The organism is Microbacterium sp. LB12 (assembly GCF_037150835.1).
Classification (GTDB): domain Bacteria; phylum Actinomycetota; class Actinomycetes; order Actinomycetales; family Microbacteriaceae; genus Microbacterium.
The window spans coordinates 633,581-653,295 of the sequence record NZ_JBBCPF010000001.1; the positions used below are offsets into that span (position 1 = coordinate 633,581).

Annotated in this window: 18 protein-coding genes; 15 read left to right on the plus strand and 3 right to left on the minus strand. The window is 70.0% G+C overall.

Annotated features, from left to right (window positions below; translation table 11 throughout):
• Positions 1-112: 112 nt before the first annotated feature.
• Positions 113-1,411, minus strand: coding sequence for a glutamyl-tRNA reductase (locus WFM69_RS03135; RefSeq protein WP_337001540.1), 1,299 nt, complete (start codon positions 1,409-1,411; stop codon positions 113-115).
• 85 nt (positions 1,412-1,496) lie between these two features.
• On the opposite strand from WFM69_RS03135, the gene hemE reads away from it, so the two are divergent.
• A complete protein-coding gene (gene hemE / locus WFM69_RS03140; RefSeq protein ID WP_337001542.1) occupies positions 1,497-2,519 on the plus strand; it encodes a uroporphyrinogen decarboxylase in 1,023 nt (340 codons plus the stop codon).
• 3 nt (positions 2,520-2,522) lie between these two features.
• Here the strand turns inward: hemE and WFM69_RS03145 are convergent, their stop codons facing one another.
• A complete protein-coding gene (locus tag WFM69_RS03145) occupies positions 2,523-3,422 on the minus strand; it encodes an NAD(P)H-binding protein (RefSeq protein WP_337001544.1) in 900 nt (299 codons plus the stop codon).
• A 66-nt stretch (positions 3,423-3,488) separates the two neighbouring features.
• Here WFM69_RS03145 and WFM69_RS03150 point away from each other — a divergent pair, with 66 nt between their 5' ends.
• The 11 genes from WFM69_RS03150 to WFM69_RS03200 all read left to right on the plus strand — a co-directional run bounded on the left by WFM69_RS03150 (position 3,489) and on the right by WFM69_RS03200 (position 12,226).
• On the plus strand, positions 3,489-3,821 hold the full coding sequence (locus WFM69_RS03150) for a metalloregulator ArsR/SmtB family transcription factor (protein WP_337001546.1): 333 nt from the start codon (positions 3,489-3,491) through the stop codon (positions 3,819-3,821).
• A 24-nt stretch (positions 3,822-3,845) separates the two neighbouring features.
• Complete coding sequence (locus tag WFM69_RS03155) at positions 3,846-5,429, plus strand: protoporphyrinogen/coproporphyrinogen oxidase (RefSeq protein ID WP_337001548.1); 1,584 nt, start codon at positions 3,846-3,848, stop codon at positions 5,427-5,429.
• A gap of 150 nt (positions 5,430-5,579) precedes the next feature.
• Positions 5,580-6,029, plus strand: a complete 450-nt coding sequence (locus WFM69_RS03160) for a hypothetical protein (RefSeq protein ID WP_337001550.1) — start codon at positions 5,580-5,582, stop codon at positions 6,027-6,029.
• Position 6,030: 1 nt separating this feature from the next.
• Entirely contained in the window at positions 6,031-6,438 is a 408-nt protein-coding gene (locus tag WFM69_RS03165) for a phage holin family protein (protein ID WP_337001552.1), read from the plus strand.
• On the plus strand, positions 6,425-6,697 hold the full coding sequence (locus WFM69_RS03170) for a hypothetical protein (protein ID WP_337001554.1): 273 nt from the start codon (positions 6,425-6,427) through the stop codon (positions 6,695-6,697). Before WFM69_RS03165 ends, WFM69_RS03170 begins: the two co-directional genes overlap by 14 nt.
• Positions 6,698-6,776: 79 nt before the next feature.
• Positions 6,777-7,457, plus strand: a complete 681-nt coding sequence (gene hemQ / locus WFM69_RS03175) for a hydrogen peroxide-dependent heme synthase (RefSeq protein WP_337001556.1) — start codon at positions 6,777-6,779, stop codon at positions 7,455-7,457.
• 4 nt (positions 7,458-7,461) lie between these two features.
• A complete protein-coding gene (gene hemC / locus WFM69_RS03180) occupies positions 7,462-8,457 on the plus strand; it encodes a hydroxymethylbilane synthase (RefSeq protein ID WP_337001558.1) in 996 nt (331 codons plus the stop codon).
• Positions 8,454-9,251: a uroporphyrinogen-III synthase gene (locus tag WFM69_RS03185; RefSeq protein WP_337001560.1), complete on the plus strand. Its 798-nt coding sequence runs from the start codon at positions 8,454-8,456 to the stop codon at positions 9,249-9,251. The genes hemC and WFM69_RS03185 overlap by 4 nt, the downstream gene beginning before the upstream one ends.
• Positions 9,248-10,225 carry a porphobilinogen synthase gene (hemB, locus tag WFM69_RS03190; RefSeq protein WP_337001562.1) on the plus strand — a complete coding sequence of 326 codons (978 nt, stop codon included), beginning with the start codon at positions 9,248-9,250 and terminating at the stop codon, positions 10,223-10,225. The genes WFM69_RS03185 and hemB overlap by 4 nt, the downstream gene beginning before the upstream one ends.
• Positions 10,226-10,295: 70 nt before the next feature.
• Positions 10,296-11,618: a glutamate-1-semialdehyde 2,1-aminomutase gene (gene hemL, locus WFM69_RS03195; RefSeq protein WP_337001564.1), complete on the plus strand. Its 1,323-nt coding sequence runs from the start codon at positions 10,296-10,298 to the stop codon at positions 11,616-11,618.
• A gap of 158 nt (positions 11,619-11,776) precedes the next feature.
• Positions 11,777-12,226: a hypothetical protein gene (locus WFM69_RS03200; protein WP_337001566.1), complete on the plus strand. Its 450-nt coding sequence runs from the start codon at positions 11,777-11,779 to the stop codon at positions 12,224-12,226.
• Between the two features lie 59 nt (positions 12,227-12,285).
• Here the strand turns inward: WFM69_RS03200 and WFM69_RS03205 are convergent, their stop codons facing one another.
• Positions 12,286-14,166 (minus strand): ATP-binding cassette domain-containing protein, encoded by a 1,881-nt coding sequence (locus tag WFM69_RS03205; RefSeq protein ID WP_337001568.1) that lies wholly within the window; start codon positions 14,164-14,166, stop codon positions 12,286-12,288.
• Between the two features lie 113 nt (positions 14,167-14,279).
• Between WFM69_RS03205 and WFM69_RS03210 the strand changes: the two genes are divergently transcribed.
• The 3 genes from WFM69_RS03210 to WFM69_RS03220 all read left to right on the plus strand — a co-directional run bounded on the left by WFM69_RS03210 (position 14,280) and on the right by WFM69_RS03220 (position 19,574).
• Positions 14,280-15,347 carry an enoyl-CoA hydratase/isomerase family protein gene (locus WFM69_RS03210; RefSeq protein WP_337001570.1) on the plus strand — a complete coding sequence of 356 codons (1,068 nt, stop codon included), beginning with the start codon at positions 14,280-14,282 and terminating at the stop codon, positions 15,345-15,347.
• Between the two features lie 241 nt (positions 15,348-15,588).
• Positions 15,589-17,316 (plus strand): ABC transporter ATP-binding protein, encoded by a 1,728-nt coding sequence (locus WFM69_RS03215; protein ID WP_337001572.1) that lies wholly within the window; start codon positions 15,589-15,591, stop codon positions 17,314-17,316.
• Positions 17,313-19,574 carry an ABC transporter ATP-binding protein gene (locus WFM69_RS03220; protein ID WP_337001574.1) on the plus strand — a complete coding sequence of 754 codons (2,262 nt, stop codon included), beginning with the start codon at positions 17,313-17,315 and terminating at the stop codon, positions 19,572-19,574. Before WFM69_RS03215 ends, WFM69_RS03220 begins: the two co-directional genes overlap by 4 nt.
• Positions 19,575-19,715: the final 141 nt, after the last annotated feature.

The following is a 19,715-nucleotide window of genomic DNA, read 5'->3' on the forward strand; positions in this document are numbered from 1 at the left end:
CTCGGCCTTTTGCACCAGCCTCGGCCTCGTGAACCCCAAAAGGCCGCGCGACATGACGAAGGCCGAGCGGAGCAAGGGTCCGGCGGATCGCAGCGGCTCGGACCGTGGTCGGTCAGGCGGTGGCGGCGTCTTCCGCGTCGGCGACGGCCTCGGGGGCGATGTCGTACAGGGTGGCCAGGGCCGCGGTGAACTCGTCGGCGCGACCCGCAGCAGCGAGCTCGTGAGCACGCACGGTCGGGGTGTGCAGCAGCACGCCCGAGAGGTGGCGCAGGGCCTGTTCGACCTTGCCGTCCTCGTCGCCGCGGGTGCGGGCGCGGTCGATCTCGCGTTCGAGCAGTTCGAAGATGTGCGAGCGGAAGGCCACGACCGCCGGGGTCACGCTCTGGCGCGCACCCACCACGTGGAAGGTCTCCGCAGCTTCGCGGACCACGCTGCGTGCGGCATCCGTCGCCTGCAGCTCCTCGAGGGGCGCGTGCAGTCGGATGGTCTCGAGGTCGAGCAGTGCGACGCCCTCGAGTGCGGCGACCGCGGGGTCGACGTTGCGGGGCATGCCGAGGTCGACCACGAGCTGGTTGTGTGCACCGACGGGGCAGCCCGCTGCGGCGAGGCCGGCCGGAAGCTGCAGGTGCTCCGGGCCGAGCACCGGCTCCGTGGCGGTGGTGCAGGTGATGAGCAGGCTCGACCGGGCGGCGGTCCGCGCGTACTCGTCGGCGGGAACGGGGCGGATACCGTGCTTCGCGGCGAAGACCTCGGCGCGGCCCGAGGGCGAGTACACCGAGATGTTCACGGCGCCGCGCTCGCGCAGCGTGGCGAGGGTCACGGCGGCGTAGGCGCCGGTACCGACCAGCAGCACGCGTTCGGCCGACCAGTCGGCGATGCGGCTGTCCGCCAGTTCGAGTGCGAGGCGGACGAGGGAGCGTCCGGCGCGGCCGAGGGCGGTGACGTTCTTGACCTTGCGCTGTGCCTGGCTGGCGCGCTGGAACAGGCGCTCGAGCTCGGGGGAGGTGGTGCCGTCCTTGCGGGCGGACTTGAGGGCGCGACGCACCTGCCCGGCGATCTCACCTTCGCCGGAGACGACGGACTCGAGGCCGGAGGCGACGGAGAACAGGTGCTCGGCGACGCGACGGCCCGAGTGCACTGCATAGGCGCCGTCGAGTTCGGCGGCAGGGATGCCGGTCGCGGACTCGACCGCTTCGAGCACGGCCTCGACGCCGATGGCACCGGCGGCCGTCACGGGCTCATCCATCTCCACGTACGCCTCGAAGCGGTTGCACGTCGCCAAGACGACCGCACCCTGCACGCACGGCGCCATGCCCACGAGGGTGGGAGCGACGTCGTCGGGGGTGCGGCTCAGGCGTTCGAGCAAATCGAAGGAGGCGGTCTTGTGACTCGCCGTCACACACAGCAGCACAGATCGATTGTACCGGAGGTCCGTCGACCGGGTTCCGACGGGCGGACTCGGCGGCTCCATATGCGCCGGATGGGAGGATGGAGCCATGGCCCTCTCCGACGCTCCGCTCCTGCGCGCCCTCGCCGGCGACCGTCCCGCCCACGCCCCGGTGTGGTTCATGCGGCAGGCCGGCAGGTCGCTCCCCGAGTACCGGGACCTGCGGGTGGGGACGCGGATGCTGGACGCCTGCCTCACTCCCGACCTCGCGGCCGAGATCACCCTGCAGCCGGTGCGCCGCCACAAGGTCGACGCGGCCGTGTTCTTCAGCGACATCGTCATCCCGCTGCGTCTCGCGGGTGTGGCGGTCGAGATCGAGCCCGGACGCGGCCCGGTGTTCGCGAACCCGGTGCGCACGGCATCCGACGTCGACCGGATCACTGCGATCGACCCGGACGACCTCGACGGCACGGCGATCGCCGAGGCCGTGCGTCTCGTCACGACAGAGCTCGGCGGCACCCCGCTGATCGGCTTCGCCGGGGCTCCCTTCACTCTCGCGGCCTACCTCGTCGAGGGCGGTCCGTCCAAGGAGCACCTGCGCGCCAGGGCGATGATGCACTCCGACCCCGAGTCGTGGCACCGACTCGCCGGCTGGCTGGCCCGCGTCTCGCGTCGCTTCCTCGAGACGCAGCGCGACGCCGGTGCCTCGGTCGTGCAGCTCTTCGACAGCTGGGCAGGCTCCCTGAGTACCGCCGACTTCCGGGCGTTCGTCGCTCCGCACTCCCGCGCGGCGCTCGAAGGCATCGGCCTCCCGACCATCCACTTCGGTGTCGGTACCGGGCCGTTCCTCGCCGACATGCGCCTGGACGGCATCGCCGACGGTGTGGGCGTGGACTGGCGTCTGCCGCTCGACGAGGCCGCCGCGATCCTGGGACCGGATGTCACGGTGCAGGGCAACATCGACCCGGCGCTGCTGTCCGCCCCGTGGTCGGTCCTGGAGGCGCACGTGCGCGACGTGCTGGAGCGTGGTCGCGCGGCGCGGGCGCACATCCTGAACCTCGGACACGGCGTCCCTCCGGAGACCGATCCCGATCAGCTCACCCGCATCGTCGAGCTGGCGCACTCCGTCTGACCGTCACGCGCGGGTCCGCCGCAATCGACGCGTGAGCCGCAGGTCGTCGAGACCGAAGCGTCCGATCGGGAGCGCGGCGCGGATGCTCGCATCGTCGAACGGACGCGCGGGGCGGATGCCGACGGGCGCTTCGGGCGCGAACGGGGCCGCATCGCTCACTCCTTCGGCGAGCATCCGCGCTTGAGCCTTGGCGACGAGGGGGACGACCATCGTCCATTCGGTGACCTGGGCGAGCACCCGCACCATCCAGGTCGGCACGGGGATGAACGCGGGTCGGCGTCCGGCGACGCGGGAGATGCGGCGGATGGCTTCGCCGAGCGTCACCTCGTCGGCGCCCATCACGGCGATCGTCGGCTCCTGAATGCGCCCCTCGATGGCCGCGACGAGCACGTCGACCACATCCTCGATCGGCACCGGTCGTGCGGTCCGCTCGCGGTAGCCGACGGTCCAGAAGAAGGGCAGGGTCCGCACCGCGCGGGTGACGTGGTCGACCATGTGGTCGCCGGGGCCGTAGATCATGCCGGACTTGAGGATGGTGTGCGGGATCCCGGAGCCCCGGACGATCTCCTCCGCCTGCCACTTGGACTCGTGATAGCCCGAACCGCAGTCGGGGCGCGCCCGCAGGAAGCTGACCAGCACGATGCGCGTCACACCGGCGCGACGAGCGGCCTCCACGACGGCGGCTGTGCCGTCGACGTGAACGCGCCGGAAGGTCTGCTCGCCGATCTCCCGGTTGATGCCCGCGCAGTGGGCGACGACGTCGCAGCCGCGGAACGCGGCGGTCAGGGCGTCGATGTCGGTGATCTCGACGCCGCTGCGTCGGGAGATCACCACGGGATCGTCGAAGCGTGCCGCGAGGTTCCGGCCGACGAATCCGGTGCCTCCGGTGATCGCAACCTTCATGATGCTCTCCTTCGCTCATTAGCTAGACGGCTAAACACTATCTAGCAAGGGTGCTATATTGCAAACATGGCAGACAGTGCGACCGACATCTTCGCCGCGCTGGCGCACCCCACCCGGCGTCAGATCCTGCAGGACCTCAAGGACGGCGAGCTCGCGGCCGGCGAGATCGCCTCGCGGTTCTCGGCGAGCGGTCCCACCATCTCCCGCCACCTGAGCGTGCTGCGTCAGGCCGGGCTCATCAGCGAGCGCCGCGACGCCAACCGCATCCTCTACTCGCTCGTCGGCGAGCGGCTGGCGCTCTCGGTCGGCGACTTCCTCTCCACCGTGTGCCCCGAGCAGATCGTGCTCCGTGAGGTGCGCAAGCGTGGGCGGGGAGCGGCGGCTCCCGTCGAGGCCTGATCCGCCCGATGCGAGAATTGAGGCATGACCTCGAAGCCCGCATCCTCCGAGTCCGCTGAGCCCGCCGATCTGGCTGCGCGCGCGGCCGAGAAGCACGTCGTCGTCATCGGCGGCGGTATCGGCGGGCTGATCGCCGCCCGCGAGTGCGCGAAGGTCGGCATGCGGGTCACGGTGCTCGAAGAGGCCGACGCGCTCGGCGGTGCGATCCGTCGTGTCGACCTCGACGGCGTCGTGGTCGATGCCGGTGCCGAGAGCTATGCGACCAGGGGCGGCCACGTGCGTGCGCTCGTCGAAGAGCTCGGGCTGGGCGACCGCGTCGTGCTTCCGCAGGCGGGCGGTGCCTGGCTCGCCGGGATCCCGGGCGTGGGCGCGGCCCCGGTGCCGGTGGGTGGCATCCTCGGGATCCCCGCGAACCCGTTCCAGGATGACGTGCGCCGGGTCATCGGCTGGTCCGGTGTCTGGCGCGCCTACCTCGACCGTGTGCGCCCGCCGTTGACGATCGGGCATCAGCTCAGCCTGGGCAAGCTGGTCGCCTCGCGCATGGGTGCGAAGGTGCGCGACCGTCTCGTCGCACCCGTCACGACGGGCGTGTACTCGGCTTCTCCGGAGGATGTCGACATCGACGCCGCGGCGCCCGGCCTCAACGCGGCGCTCACCCGCGTGGGATCGCTCTCCGGTGCCGTGCAGGCGCTGCGGGATGACGCGGCCGGTCGAGCGCAGGGGGCCACGTCCGAGGCGAAGGCGCCCGGCTCCGCGGTCGAGGGGCTCTCCGGCGGCATGAGTGCGCTCGTCGATGCGCTCGCCGAGGATCTGACCGGGCTCGGTGCGGAGGTGCGTACGGGCTCGCGGGTCCGCAGCCTCCGCAAGGCCGACGGCGCGTGGTCGGTCGAGGTCGAGGTCGCTGCCGAGGCGGTTGTGGAGGCGCCGTCGTCCGACGAGGGCGCCGTGGTCGCCGACCTTCGGGCCGCCGAGCTCGCCGCCGCCGAGTCCGCGACCGAGGAGCTCTCCGCCGATGCGGTGATCGTCGCGACGTCCGAGTCCGTGGCGCGGGGCCTCCTCGCCACCGCGGTTCCGGCACTGAGCGCGGCAGAGGCCGCATCCTCGCCCGAGATCGAGATCGTCACCCTGCTGCTCGACGCTCCCGAGCTGGATGCTGCTCCCCGCGGAACCGGCGTGCTCACGGTGCCCGGAAGCCACACGGCCAAGGCGCTCACGCACTCCACGGCGAAGTGGGCCTGGGTGCGCGAGGCCGCCGGCTCGCGACACGTCGTGCGCGTGTCGTTCGGTGCGCAGGGGGAGCCGGCCGCGACCGCCGCGCTGAGCGATGAGGCCGCCGCCGACCTCGCCAGGAGTGAGGCTGCCGCGATGCTCGGGGTCGCCCTCGACCCCGCGTCCGTGCTCGCCTCCCATCGTGGTCGCTTCGTGCAGTCGCAGCCGGCATCGATCATCGGCTCCGGTGAACGCCGTGCTGCCGCGCGTGCGGCGGTGCAGGCGGTACCCGGCATCGCCGTGGTCGGGGCGTGGCTCGCCGGGACGGGCCTCGCGCAGGTCATCCCGGACGCGCGGGACGAGGCCGATCGACTGCGTCGAGCGCTGTTGTGGGACTGAGGCATCGCCCCGTGTCAACCCTCTGACGCATAGATGCCGAAAACGGCATACGGGGTTACGCTGGGTACCTGGTCGAGGGTCTCGAAGACTGCGGTCAGTCCCAACCGGGCGAATCAGGCCGGACAAACCGGAACTAGGTGAGGAGACCCCATGAAGGGGAAGATCGGACTCGTCGTCGGGCTCGGCGTGGGCTACGTCCTCGGCACCCGTGCCGGGCGTGAGCGCTACGAGCAGATCAAGACGCAGTGGCTGAAGGTGTGGCACCTCGATCCGGTGCAGGAGCAGGTCGACAAGGTCAAGGGCTTCGTCGGCGAGAAGGCGGCCGCCGTTCCCGGTGTGCTCTGGACCGGAGTCGTCAAGGTCGCCAAGTCGGTCAGCGGCAACGGCACTCCGGGGCAGCGTCTCGACTCCGCGATCGCCACCGGCCGTGAGGCCGCGGAAGACCTCGCCGACGCGACGGAAGAGGCCGTCGAGGCAGCGAAGGCTGCTGCCGACAAGCCCGCGCTGCGCAAGACCACCGCCACGAAGACGGCGGCCAAGAAGCCCGCCGCCAAGAAGCCGGCGGCCGCGAAATCGACCACCAAGAAGTCCGGCGAGTGACATGCCCCGCGGATACCGAGATCGCGCCGACGACAGCCTGCTGACCCTGCTGGGCGACCTCCCGGAACTGGTCACCAACCTCGTCAAGGCGGAGATCGACGCGGCGAAGGCCTGGATCTCGCGCACGGCGAAGGACGCCGGCATCGGATCCGTGTGGTTCCTCGTCGCCCTGTTCTTCCTGTTCTGGGCGGTGCCCGTCATCCTCGTCTTCGCGATCGCCGGACTCTCGTCGTGGTGGCCGGTATGGCTGTCGGCGATCGTCGTGTTCGGCATCCTGCTCCTCGCCGTGCTGCTGTTCGCACTGCTCGGCATCCTGAAGTTCCGCAAGGTGCTCGCGCGCCAGAACCCGGCGCAGGCCGTGGCTGAAGACATCCGACTCGTGAAGGAGGCCGGCGATGACGAATTCTGACTCGCTGCCGCGTACCGTCGTCCCCGCGGGGATCGTCGACCCGGTCGCCTCGGCACGTGCCGAGCTGAAGGCCGCGCTCGCCGCGATCGAGGTGAAGGGCAACATCCCCCGCCGCGTCGAGAAGGCATCCACGCGGGCAGCGGCGAAAGCGCGAGCCTTCGCCGATCGCAACCCGGTCGGCGCCATCGCGGCAGCCGTGGGCATCGCGGTCGTCGTCGGCGGCACCGTCTGGGCGATCGCGCGGGCTCTCTCGCGCTGATCGGACGGGCGTCCGTCGCGGCGTCGGTGGGCCCGCGACGTGATTAGCGGGACCTGCGCAAACGAGGCAGACTGGGGACATGATGTCCGAAGAGCGCGCTGAGAACCCGTCCGGCTTCACCCTCTGGGCCGTCTGGCGACGAAACCCCGACGCCCCGGTGACGGAGAACGACTCGACCGAGCTCGAGACGATCGTCTCCTACATCGAGGACTCGGGCGTGACCGTCCGCGGCTTCTACGACGTCTCCGGCCTCAAGGCCGACGCCGATCTCATGGTCTGGCTGCACGGCGAGACCGCCGAAGAGCTGCAGCGGGCGCTCCGCCGCCTGCGCCGCACCGAGCTGCTGCGTTCGCTGCTGCCGGTGTGGAACGTCATGGGCGTGCACCGCGACGCCGAGTTCAACCGCGCCCACGTGCCCGGCTTCCTGCGTGGCGTCGAGCCCAAGGACTGGCTGTGCCTGTACCCGTTCGTGCGCACGCCGGAGTGGTACCTCGCCCCTGAGGAGGAGCGCCGCAAGATGCTCGCCGACCACGGGCGCAAGGGGGCCGCGTTCACGGGTGTGCTCGCCAACACCGTGGCCTCCTTCGCCCTGGGCGACTACGAGTGGCTGCTGCCGCTCGAGGCCGATGAGCTCACCGACCTCGTCGACCTCATGCGCGACCTCCGCTACACCGACGCCCGCATGTACGTGAAGGAGGAGGTGCCCTTCTACACCGGGCGCAGGCTCCGGTTCGACGAGATCGCGGACGTGCTCCAGTAAGCGCATGAGCATCGCCATCCGTCTGGGTACCCGCCGCAGCGCGCTCGCGCAGGCGCAGTCCGGTCATGTCGCCGCCGCCCTCGAGAAGATCTCGGGGCGTCGGGTCGAGCTCGTCCCGATCACCAGTGAGGGCGACACCAACCGCGCGTCGCTGTCGGAGATCGGCGGGCAGGGCATCTTCGCCACCCGCCTCCGTGAGGCCCTGCTGGCCGGGGAGTGCGACTTCCTCGTGCACTCGCTCAAGGATCTGCCGACGGCGATCCCGGAGGGATTGCTGATCGCGGCCACTCCGAAGCGCGAGGATCCGCGCGACGTGGCCATCACGCGTGACGGTATCCCCCTGCACCAGCTGCGTTCGGGCAGCACGGTCGGCACCGGGTCTCCCCGCCGCATCGCGCAGGTGCGTCGCCGGGCACCGGGCGCCGAGGTCGTCGACATCCGCGGCAACGTCGACTCCCGCCTCGCGCGGGTCGCATCCGGCGAGCTGGATGCCGTGATCCTCGCGGCCGCGGGTCTGTCGCGGCTGGGAGCCAGATCGCCGCTGCGACGGGAGGAGCTCGGTCTGGCCGAGTGGCCGACCGCGCCGGGGCAGGGATCGCTGGCCGTGGAGACGCGCGCGGATGCGCCTGCGGAGCTGCTCTCGGCCCTCGCCGGTCTGGACGACCGAGACACCCGACTGGCCGTGACGGTGGAGCGGGCGATCCTTCAGGGACTGGATGCGGGATGCCAGGCGCCGATGGCCGCGCACGCCGTCGTCGACGGCTCGTCTGTCCGGGTCAGGACGGTCGTCTACGCCGCCGACGGCGGGCGTCGGATCGGCCTCGACGTCACCGAGGACCTGAACGGGGAGTATATTCGTCGGAACGGCAGTGGCAATGACGCAGATGCTGCCGATGGTGCAGACCCGATGCACGCAGCGCGCGAGCTCGGGTTCGCTGTTGCCCGTCGGCTGCTCGATCAAGGGGCGGCCGGCCTCGTATCCCGAGAGCAATCCTCATGACCACTTCCGAAATCAAGCAGGACCGACCGCTGGACGGCTGGCGCATCCTCGTGCCCCGTGGCGGGCCGTGGGGCGACAGTGTCGCCGCGAGCCTGCGTGCGCTGGGCGCCGTGCCCGTCGTCGCACCCCTCATCAACTTCGCACCGACGACCGACCAGGCGACGCTCGACACCGCACTGGCGCAGTTGGCCGCGGGGGAGTTCGACTGGCTGACCGTCACGAGCGCGACCACCGTCGACGTGCTCTTCGCGTACCGGGCCATCGTGCCGCGGTCGACGAAGATCGCGGCGGTGGGAGAGACGACCGCGGCTGCTCTGCAGGCCGTCGGCTACGAGGTCACCCTGGTGCCGGAGCAGGACAATTCCGCGGAGGGGATGGCGCAGCAGCTCATCGCCCTCGAGAAGGAGCCCCGCCGCATCCTCGCGCTGCGCAGTGAGATCGCCAAGCCGGTGCTGAGCCGGTTGCTGTCCGACGCCGGGCACGATGTGCACGGTGTCGTCGCCTATCGCACGGTGGGCGTCCCGGTGACCGAACGCATCCGTCGCGATGTCGAGAACGGCAGGATCAACGCGATCCTCATCACCAGCGGGTCCGTCGCCGAGCAGGTCCGTGAGCAGTTCCCGGAGATCCCGGACGAGACGCTCCTCGCCGCGATCGGCCCGCGCACGGCCAAGGACGCGCAGCGGGCGGGACTTCCCGTATCGGTCGTGGCCGACCGGCAGACCGTCGACGCGCTGATCGACGCGGTCTCGCACTTCACGCTTCCGCACGCGGCCGACGAGTTCGCGCCGTGAGCTTTCCCGACGTCCGTCTGCGTCGGCTGAGGCAGTCGCGCGCCGTGCGCGACCTCGTGCGCGAGACCTCGCTGCAGCCGCGACAGCTCGTGCTGCCGATGTTCGTGCGCGAGGGGCTCGCCGAGTCGGTCGAGATCGGGTCGATGCCGGGCGTCGCTCAGCATTCGCTCGATTCGCTGCGCGCTGCGGCGGTCGAGGCGGCGGAGGCCGGTGTCGGCGGCGTGATGCTGTTCGGCGTGCCGGCCGTGCGCGATGCGCAGGGCTCCGGGGCCGACGATCCGCGCGGCATCCTCAACGTCGCGACCGAGGTGCTGACTGCCGAGGTCGGCGATGCGCTCGTGGTGCAGACCGACCTGTGCCTGGACGAGTTCACCGATCACGGTCACTGCGGTGTGCTCGCCGCCGACGGGTCGGTCGACAACGATGCGACGCTCGACCGGTACACCTCGATGGCACTGTCCCAGGCACGTGCCGGATCGCAGCTTCTCGGACTGTCCGGGATGATGGACGGCCAGGTCGCCGTGATCCGCCACGCGCTCGACGCCGAGGGTTTCACCGACACGCTGCTGCTGGCCTACGCCGCGAAGTACGCGAGCGCCTTCTACGGACCGTTCCGTGAAGCCGTCGACTCGCAGCTGAAGGGCGACCGTCGCACATACCAGCTCGATCCCGGCAACCGGCGCGAGGGTGCACGCGAGGCGGTCGTGGATGAGGCCGAGGGTGCGGACATCGTCATGGTGAAGCCGGCGATGGCGTTCCTCGATGTGCTGCGCGAGGTGCGCGACACCGTGAGTATTCCGGTGTGGGCATACCAGGTGTCCGGGGAGTACGCGATGATCGAGGCGGCCGGTGCGAACGGCTGGATCGACCGGCGCGCTGCCGTGCTCGAGTCCCTGCTGTCCATCCGTCGTGCGGGTGCCGATGCGGTGCTGACCTACTGGGCCACCGAGGCCGCGGGCTGGCTGCGCGACTGATTCCTGTGGAGATCGCCGGTTAGCCTGGAGAGGATGCCGGGACGACTCCGCGTATCGCTGAGGAGCATTCATGACCGACCGCAATGACGACCTGTTCTCCGCCGCCCGTGCGGTGATCCCCGGCGGGGTCAACTCCCCGGTGCGCGCCTACGGGTCGGTCGGCGGCACCCCGCGGTTCCTCGCTTCGGCCAAGGGCGCGATCGTCACGGATGCCGCGGGTCGCGACTACGTCGACCTCGTCGCCTCGTGGGGGCCCGCGCTGCTCGGGCATGCGCACCCGGAGATCGTCGCGGCTGTGCAGGAGGCGGCATCGCGAGGGCTGTCGTTCGGGGCGCCGACCGAGGGCGAGGTGGAGCTCGCGGCGCTGATCGCGGACCGCGTGCGTGTCGGGGGGATCCGTCCGATCGAGCGCGTGCGTCTGGTGTCCACGGGGACCGAGGCGACGATGACGGCGATCCGCCTCGCGCGCGGAGCGACCGGTCGCGACCTGCTCGTGAAGTTCGCCGGGCACTATCACGGTCACTCCGACGGCCTGCTGGCCGAGGCAGGCTCCGGCGTCGCGACCCTGGCGCTGCCGGGCTCTGCGGGAGTGCCGGCGCCGATCGCCGCGCAGACCCTCGTGATCGGCTACAACGACCCGGACGCCCTGGCTGCGGTGTTCGCCGAGCACGGCGACCGCATCGCCGCCGTCATCGTCGAGGCGTCGGCCGCGAACATGGGCGTCGTCGCGCCGCTCCCCGGATTCAACCGTCTGATCGCCGAGACCGCGCACGCTCACGGTTCCCTGATGATCCTCGACGAGGTGCTCACCGGGTTCCGGGTGCATCCGGCCGGGTTCTGGGGGCTTCAGGTCGAGGCGGGCGAGGACTACCTCCCCGACATCGTCACCTTCGGCAAGGTCGTCGGCGGCGGGATGCCGTTGGCCGCGCTCGGCGGCCGGGCCGAGGTCATGGACCTGCTCGCGCCGCTCGGTCCGGTGTACCAGGCCGGAACGCTGTCGGGGAATCCGCTCTCGGTAGCCGCGGGTCTCGCCACGCTGCGGCTCGCGACCCCGGAGGTCTACGCGACCGTGGATGCGGCATCCGCCCGTGTCTCCGCCGCACTCGACGCCGCGCTCACCTCCGCGGGCGTGACACACGCGGTCGCCACGGCGGGCAACCTGTTCAACGCGTCGTTCCGCGCGTCCGCACCACGCGACTACGCCGAGGCGCAGGCGCAGGAATCGTTCCGCTACGCCCCGTTCTTCCACTCCCTGCGCGAGCAGGGGATCGCCCTCCCGCCGAGCGTGTTCGAGGCCTGGTTCCTCACGGCGGCGCACGGCGAGGAGGAGCTGCAGCGCATCGAAGCGGCGCTCCCCGTCGCGGCGGAGGCGGCCGCCGCGGCGCGCCCGTAATCCCGCAGCGCGCGCTCGGGGCCACTCCTGCAGTATCGTACATATATTCGATACTGCGGAGGAGTTCGTGATGAATGGTGTCAGTCCACAAGGGATCGTTGCGTTCCTGTGAGCAACTTCCAGACAACTGGCAGGGCCGCGCTGGCAGACTGGGTCACATGGTGACGTTGCTGCTGGACCAGACGCAACTCGAAGTCGTGCTCTCACCGATCGAACGAGCAGCCACCTTCCACCGGGACAACCTTCGAATCTCGCGCGACACCATCACCAAGGTCCAGCTGACGGAAGACGCGTGGACCTGGCTGCGCGGAGTGCCGAATCCGGGCACGCACATTCCCGGTGTTCTCGCCGCCGGCAGCTGGAAGGCGGCGGGCAGCCTCGACTTCGTGCTGATCCGTCGTCGGCGGCCCAGCGTCGTGATCGACCTCGAAGGCGATGAGCAGTACCGCCGCCTCATCCTCACCACGCGGCATGGGCTTGCCCTCACGCAGGCGCTGCGACTGGACGTGTCGACCGAACCGGCGAACGTCGAGGAGATCGTGGCGACCGCGCCCGTGCCGGTCACGAAGGGGAGCCGCCGCCCCGTCATCCGACCCCGGCCGGCCTGATCCGCACGCAGAACGCCCTCCGCGACCGCACGGTCCGGAGGGCGTTCTCGTCGACAGGGTCAGTCGTGGTGCGGTTCGCCTCCGTCGTGGCGCTCGGAGTCGTGGTGCTCGTCCGAGTTCTCCTCGGCACCGTTCTCCTCGGTGCCGTTCTCCTCCGTGTGCTCGTCGGCGACCGTCTCGGGGGAGTCGTTCTCGTCCGAGTCGGACTCGCCCGATGCGGATTCCGCGTCTGACAGCGGCACGGTGTCGATGACGCCGGTGGAGGCGACGCTCCAGTGCGCGCCGTCGTCGGAGGATTCCGCGGACGCCTCGGAGCCGGCCAGCGGGTAGTCCTTGGGCTCGTCCACGTAGTACGCCTTCGCGGCGGCGGCCAGCATCGAGCTCACGGCAGCCGAACGCGGATCCTCGTCGGAGGCGGCGGCATCGTCAGCGTGGGACGCGGCGTCGAGCTCGGAGAAGATCTCGACACCGGGGTGGTCGTCGGAACCGTCGGCGTCAGCGGTGTCCGTCTGGGTCTCGTCGGATGCTGCCGCGCCAAGGGGCGAACCGAACAGGATCTCGTCGAAGGACGGGGCCGGAGCCGCCTCGGTCTCATCGGTCGGAGAGGTGTCCGGAGTCGCCTCGCCGGTGGCGTCGTCGGCGGAGGCATCCTCGACCGGAGTCTCGTCCGTGGCCGGAGCGTCATCCGAAGCCGGGGCGTCATCCGTGGCGGGGGCCTCATTCGAGGCCTCCTCGTCGCCGGACTCGTCCACGGTGACATCGTCGGCGGATGCCGGAGCCTCGTCGGAGCCTTCGTCGGCGACAGCCTCCTCCGCGACAGCCTCGTCCGCGACAGGCGCGTCCACGTCACCGGAGACGGTCTCGGCGAGGTCGTCCGCGACGGTCTCATCCGCCGGGGTGGACGCGGCCTCGGCCGCCCATGCTGCTGCTGCGGCGACCGGAATGGCCACAGCCGAGTCGACGGGGGCGGAGGCCTCATCGGCAGGGGATTCGACGGGCGTTGCGGCGGCGAGCGGCGCGGGAGTCGCCTCGGCAGGGGGCACGCGCCGGCCGCCGCGCATCAGGTCGATGAAGACGTCTTCGAGCGTGGGGCCGCGCTGCACGAGCGTGCTCAGGGCGATCCCGGCGTCGGCGGCGACGGCACCGACCGTGCCGGCGTCGCCACCGCGGACGGTCAGACCGGAGCGCAGCACCTCGATGTCGAAGCCGGCGGCGGCGAGAGCGGTCGTGAGGGCTGCGCGATCTGCGGCATCCACGATGACCGAGCCGCCCTTCGGGTCGGCGAGCGTCTCGATCCCGCTGGCGAGCACCAGCTTGCCCTTGGAGAGGACGAGCACGTTGTCGGCGACCTGCTCCACTTCGCTGAGCACGTGCGACGACACCAGCACCGTGCGGCCCTCGTCGGCGAGACGACGCATGAGCAGGCGCATCCAGCGGATGCCCTCCGGGTCGAGGCCGTTGGCCGGCTCGTCGAACACGAGTGCGCCCGGGTCGCCGAGGAGCGCGTGCGCGACGCTGAGTCGCTGACGCATCCCGAGCGAGAAGCCGCCGATCCGCGAGTCGCCCTCGCCGTCGAGGCCGACCATCGAGAGCACTTCGCCGACGCGCGCCAGCGGGATGCCGTTCGCCTTCGCGGCGATGGTCAACTGGCGCTCGGCCGTGCGACGGGGCCGGTACACGGTCTCCTCGAGCACGGAGCCGATCGTGCGCAGCGGCTGTCGGAGTTCGGCGAAGGGGGTGCCGCCGATCGTCGCAGTCCCGGAGGTGGCGCGCACCTGGCCGAGCAGGATGCGCAGCGTCGTGGTCTTGCCGGCCCCGTTCGGACCGAGGAAGGCGGTGACGGCGCCGGGCTCGACGCGCGCCGAGAAGTCCGAGACGGCGGTCACCTCATTGAAGCGCTTCGTCACGTGCGTGAACTCGAGCACCTGTCCTTCAGGCATCCGTGACCTCTCGTCGCATTTGAACAGTTCCTCCCTATCCTGCCGGAAAACCCTGTCGGATCCCGCATTTCGCGCGGAAAACCGCCCACCGCGAAAGGGGTAGCCTGGCTCGCGTGACCGAATCTCACGCCGCACCCCGCGTCCTCGTCCGCACCGAAGGAGCTCTCGGAAGGCTCACGCTCAATCGTCCGGAGGCGATCAACGCCCTCGACATCGGGATGATCGAGATCCTCACCACGACGTTGCAGGCCTGGCGTGACGACACCGACGTGCAGATCGTGCTGCTCGACGGCGCCGGAGACCGTGGCATGTGCGCCGGCGGCGACGTGCGTGCGCTGCACGCGCAGATCGTCGCGGGGCAGGCGGAGCAGACGGCGGAGTTCTTCCGTGCGGAGTATGCGCTCAACGCCATGATCGCCGAATACCCGAAGCCGGTCGTCGCCTTCGCCGACGGCATCACCATGGGCGGTGGCATCGGACTCGCCGGGCACGCCGCGATCCGCATCGTCACGGAGCGGTCCAAGCTCGCGATGCCGGAGACGCGCATCGGCTTCACACCCGACGTCGGTGGCACCTGGCTGCTCGGCAGGGCTCCCGGACGCTTCGGCGAGTACTTCGGTCTGACCGGGGCGACCATGAACGGCGCGGATGCCGTGTACCTGGGCTTCGCCGATCACGTCGTGCCGTCTGAGCGCCTCGATGCACTGCGCGAAGCACTCGCGTTCCGCGCCGACCCGACCGGGCCGAGCGAGATCGTGCTGCTCTTCGACGAGACGCCCGAGCCGTCGGCGCTGCCGGCATCGCGCGAGTGGATCGACGACGCGTTCTCCGCCCCGACCGTGGGCGCGATCGTGGAGCGGTTGCAGGCGCTCGGCACGACGGAGGCCGCCGCCACGGCCGACCTGCTGGAAGGACTAGCCCCGACCGGACTGACCGTCACGCTCGACGCCGTCCGCGAGGCGCGCGCCATGCCGGGGCTGCGGGCCGCGCTGGAGGGCGAGTACCGCCGCGTGCTGTGGTTCGTGAACGAGCACCCCGACCTCGTCGAGGGCATCAGAGCGCAGCTGGTCGACAAGGACCGCAACCCGAAGTGGGACCCGCCGACGCTCGCCGAGCTCGCCGGGGATGCGGGCGCTCCCGCGCGGGAGTACGTCCCGCAGCATCCGCTGTTCCAGGACTAGCACCTGTCGGGAGGATGTCCGGATGTCGGACGGATTCTTCCGATCCGGCGGGGTCGAGGCCCGAACTCCCGACAAGTGACCGGCGCTGATCGCAGCGGGAACCGGTTCGCTCTCAGCGAAGGTCCTCCCTGAGGGGGATACGAATGTCGGCGGTTCGTGGCACTCTGTCTTGTGGCCGATTGTCGGTCGGCATCCGTCTGCCGAGAAATCCGCCGTTCCACCCTTCCTAGAAAGTCCGCCTGTGCTGGGAAAAATCCTCTTCCGTTATCTGTCTCGATATCGATGGCTCCTGCTTGCCGTGCTGGTCTTCCAGCTCGTCAGCGTGGCCGGAACCCTCTACCTTCCCCGACTGAACGCCGACATCATCGACAAGGGCGTCGCCCTGGGTGACACCGGCTACATCTGGAGCACCGGATCGTTCATGCTCGCGGTGTCGCTGGGGCAGATCATCGCCTCGGTCACCGCGACCTACTTCGCCGCCCGCGCCGCGATGGGCGCCGGCCGTGACATCCGCGCCGACGTCTTCGGCAAGGTCAGCGGCTTCTCCGAGCGTGAGGTGTCGCAGTTCGGCGCCGGCTCGCTGATCACCCGCAACACCAACGACGTGCAGCAGGTGCAGATGCTCGCGATGATGGGCGCCACCATGCTCGTCACCGCACCGCTGCTCGCGATCGGCGGCATCATCTTCGCGATCCAGACCAACGCCGGCCTCAGCTGGCTCATCGCGGTCGCGGTGCCGCTGCTGCTGATCCTCGCCGCGCTCGTGATCGGGCGCATGGTGCCGCTGTTCCGCAGCTACCAGGGCAAGCTCGACAACGTCAACCGCATCATGCGCGAGCAGCTCACAGGCGTTCGCGTGGTGCGCGCGTTCGTGCGCGAGCGCATCGAGGAGGAGCGCTTCCGCGGCGCCAACACCGACATCATGGTCGTCGGGCGCAAGGTCGGCTCGCTGTTCGTGCTGCTCTTCCCGCTGTTCATGCTCATCCTCAACGTCACGGTCGTCTCCGTCATCTGGTTCGGCGGCATCGAGGTCAACAACGGCTCAGTGCAGGTGGGCACGCTGTTCGCCTTCATGCAGTACATCGGCCAGATCATGGGCGGCGTCATCATGGCGAGCTTCATGGCGATGATGATCCCGCGCGCCGCGGTCTCGGCCGAGCGCATCGGCGAAGTGCTCGACTCCGAGTCCACGCTCGTGCGTCCCGAGAACGGCGTCACCGAGTTCCCGGTTCCGGGATCCGTGGCCCTCGACGACGTCGAGTTCACCTACCCCGGCGCCGACTCCCCGGTGCTCACCGGCATCAGCTTCGCGGCAGAGCCGGGCGAGACGGTCGCGATCGTCGGATCCACGGGCTCCGGCAAGACGACGCTCGTCTCGCTCATCCCGCGACTGTTCGACGTCTCGGGCGGATCCGTGCACGTGGGCGGCACCGATGTGCGCGAGGCCGATGTCGAATCGCTGTGGGACAGCATCGGCCTGGTGCCGCAGCGCCCGTTCCTGTTCACCGGCACCGTGGCGTCGAACCTTCGCTACGGCCGTGAAGACGCCACCGACGAGGAGCTCTGGCACGCGCTCGACATCGCTCAGGGGCGCGACTTCGTGGAGGAGATGCCGGACGGCCTCGACTCCCGCATCGCCCAGGGCGGCACGAACGTCTCGGGCGGTCAGCGGCAGCGTCTCGCGATCGCCCGCGCGATCGTGCACCAGCCGCAGATCCTCGTGTTCGACGACTCGTTCTCGGCACTCGACCTGACCACCGACGCCCGTCTGCGCCAGGCGCTGTGGCGGGAACTCCCGCACGTCACGAAGATCGTGGTCGCACAGCGCATCTCCACCATCACCGACGCGGACCGCATCGTGGTCCTCGACGGCGGCACGATGGTCGGCGTCGGCACGCACGAGGAGCTGCTCGAGACGAGCGACACCTATCGAGAGATCGTCGAGTCGCAGCTGGGGGTGGACGCATGAGCGAGCAGAGCAACGAACAGGGCAAGGTCAAGCGTGGCCGTGGCAAGGCAGGAGCGGCAGTGGCCGAGGTCGAACTGACCGCCGAGGAGAAGTACGAGGCCGAGCTCGCCGAGCAGGCCCGGCAGAACTCCGGAGACTGGGACAGCGTCGCGCCGGGCAAGGCCGACAACTTCGGCCCGAGCTTCGCGCGCATGATCGGACTGCTCAAGCCGTCGGCGCTGTGGTTCGTCTTCGTGTCGATCCTCGGCGCGATCGGCGTGGTCCTCACGGTCGCGGCGCCCAAGGTGCTCGCCGAGGCGACGAACCTCGTCTACAAGGGGTTCATCTCCATCCAGCTCGGTCAGCCGACCGACGGCTTCCCCGGCTTCCCGGCCGGAACGCCGCAGGACACGGTGGTCGACGCTCTCCGCCAAGCGGGCCAGGACGACTTCGCGAACCAGGTCGGCGCGCTGGGCGACTTCACTGTCGGCCAGGGCATCGACTTCGACGCGCTGCGTCTGGTCATCGCCGCGGTCCTCGGGATCTACGTCGCGGCGGCGTTCCTCACCTGGATCCAGGGTTACGTCATCAACGTGATCATGGTCCGCACCATGTGGCGACTGCGTGAATCGGTCGAGGCGAAGATCAACCGTCTGCCGCTGTCGTACTTCGACAAGGTGCAGCGCGGTGAGTTGATCTCGCGTGTGACCAACGACATCGACAACATCACGCAGACCATGCAGCAGTCGCTGTCGGGCGCGCTCACCTCGGTGCTCACCGTGATCGGCGTGCTCGTGATGATGTTCTCGATCTCGTGGCAGCTCGCGCTCGTCGCCCTCGTCACCCTGCCGCTGATGGGCGTCATCTTCGGTGTGATCGGACCGCGTTCGCAGAAGGCCTTCGGCACGCAGTGGCGCAAGGTCGGTCGACTGAACGCCCGCGTCGAGGAGGCGTTCTCCGGCCACGCGCTGGTGAAGGTCTTCGGTCGCGAGAAGGACGCGCTGGACAAGTTCCAGGCCGAGAACGAGGAGCTGTTCCAGGCGAGCTTCAAGGCGCAGTTCCTGTCCGGCATCATCATGCCGGCCATGATGTTCGTCGGAAACCTCAGCTACGTGGGCATCGCGGTGCTCGGTGGCCTGATGGTCGCGAACGGCCAGCTCCGTCTCGGCGACGTGCAGGCGTTCATCCAGTACTCGCAGCAGTTCACGCAGCCGCTGTCCGAGCTGGGTGGCATGGCTGCCGTCGTGCAGTCCGGAACGGCATCCGCCGAACGGGTCTTCCAGCTGCTCGACGCGGACGAGCAGGAGGCCGACGACGCCGATGCTCCCGAGCTGGTGGACGGCAAGGGTGTCATCGAGTTCGAGAACGTCGCGTTCTCGTACACGCCGGAGCGTCCGCTGATCCGCGATCTGTCGTTCCGGGTGGAGCCGGGACAGACGGTCGCGATCGTCGGTCCGACCGGCGCGGGCAAGACGACGCTGGTCAACCTGATCATGCGGTTCTACGAGCTCAGCGGCGGGCGGATCACGCTCGACGGGCAGGACATCGCCGAGGTGACCCGCGACGAGCTGCGCTCCCGCACCGGCATGGTGCTGCAGGACCCGTGGCTGTTCGCCGGCAGCATCAGGGAGAACATCCGCTACGGCCGCTCCACCGCGACCGATGAAGAGGTTCTCGCCGCCGCCAAGGCGACCTACGTCGACCGTTTCGTGCACGCCCTCCCCGAGGGCTACGACACGGTGCTCGACGAGGATGCCGCGAACGTGTCGGCGGGTGAGCGTCAGCTCATCACCATCGCCCGCGCGTTCGTCGCGCAGCCGTCGATCCTCATCCTCGATGAGGCCACGTCGGCGGTCGACACCCGCACCGAGCTGCTGCTGCAGCACGCGATGGCCGCGCTCCGCGAAGGACGTACGTCGTTCGTGATCGCGCACCGTCTGTCGACGATCCGCGATGCCGACCTCATCCTCGTGATGGAGCACGGCGACATCGTGGAGAAGGGCACGCACGACGAGCTGATCGCCGCGCAGGGCGCCTACTGGCGCCTGTACCAGTCGCAGTTCGAGCAGGCGGCCACCGACATCGACGCCGAGGACGCGCTCACCGGCACGACGCCCGTCGTCGTCACCGGCGACGCCAGCAACGCGGACGGTGTGCGTGCAGAGGCCGCTGCTGCGGTGGCCGGCGCCTCGGTCGGAGCGAGTGTTCCGGCCGCGGAGACCGCCGCCGCGCAGGCGCTGTTCGAGGACGGCGCCGACGGCTCCGCGCCGCGCGACTGACCCGCCTCACACGACGACGCCCCATCCCGCTCACGCGGGGTGGGGCGTCGCTGTGTCTCCGAGTGATCGCCTCAGATAGGTGAGGGGGCATCGTGTGGGCGCTGCGACGAGCGTAGTTTCCGAGAGTTCGGCACCGCGCCG

Bases quoted from the DNA above. Each gene is read 5' to 3' on its own strand.
- hemE (WP_337001542.1), top strand. From the start codon at position 1,497: ATGGCCCTCTCCGACGCTCCGCTCCTGCGCGCCCTCGCCGGCGACCGT.
- WFM69_RS03145 (WP_337001544.1), bottom strand. From the start codon at position 3,422: ATGAAGGTTGCGATCACCGGAGGCACCGGATTCGTCGGCCGGAACCTC.
- WFM69_RS03150 (WP_337001546.1), top strand. From the start codon at position 3,489: ATGGCAGACAGTGCGACCGACATCTTCGCCGCGCTGGCGCACCCCACC.
- WFM69_RS03155 (WP_337001548.1), top strand. From the start codon at position 3,846: ATGACCTCGAAGCCCGCATCCTCCGAGTCCGCTGAGCCCGCCGATCTG.
- WFM69_RS03160 (WP_337001550.1), top strand. From the start codon at position 5,580: ATGAAGGGGAAGATCGGACTCGTCGTCGGGCTCGGCGTGGGCTACGTC.
- WFM69_RS03165 (WP_337001552.1), top strand. From the start codon at position 6,031: ATGCCCCGCGGATACCGAGATCGCGCCGACGACAGCCTGCTGACCCTG.
- WFM69_RS03170 (WP_337001554.1), top strand. From the start codon at position 6,425: ATGACGAATTCTGACTCGCTGCCGCGTACCGTCGTCCCCGCGGGGATC.
- hemQ (WP_337001556.1), top strand. From the start codon at position 6,777: ATGATGTCCGAAGAGCGCGCTGAGAACCCGTCCGGCTTCACCCTCTGG.
- hemC (WP_337001558.1), top strand. From the start codon at position 7,462: ATGAGCATCGCCATCCGTCTGGGTACCCGCCGCAGCGCGCTCGCGCAG.
- WFM69_RS03185 (WP_337001560.1), top strand. From the start codon at position 8,454: ATGACCACTTCCGAAATCAAGCAGGACCGACCGCTGGACGGCTGGCGC.
- hemL (WP_337001564.1), top strand. From the start codon at position 10,296: ATGACCGACCGCAATGACGACCTGTTCTCCGCCGCCCGTGCGGTGATC.
- WFM69_RS03200 (WP_337001566.1), top strand. From the start codon at position 11,777: ATGGTGACGTTGCTGCTGGACCAGACGCAACTCGAAGTCGTGCTCTCA.
- WFM69_RS03205 (WP_337001568.1), bottom strand. From the start codon at position 14,166: ATGCCTGAAGGACAGGTGCTCGAGTTCACGCACGTGACGAAGCGCTTC.
- WFM69_RS03220 (WP_337001574.1), top strand. From the start codon at position 17,313: ATGAGCGAGCAGAGCAACGAACAGGGCAAGGTCAAGCGTGGCCGTGGC.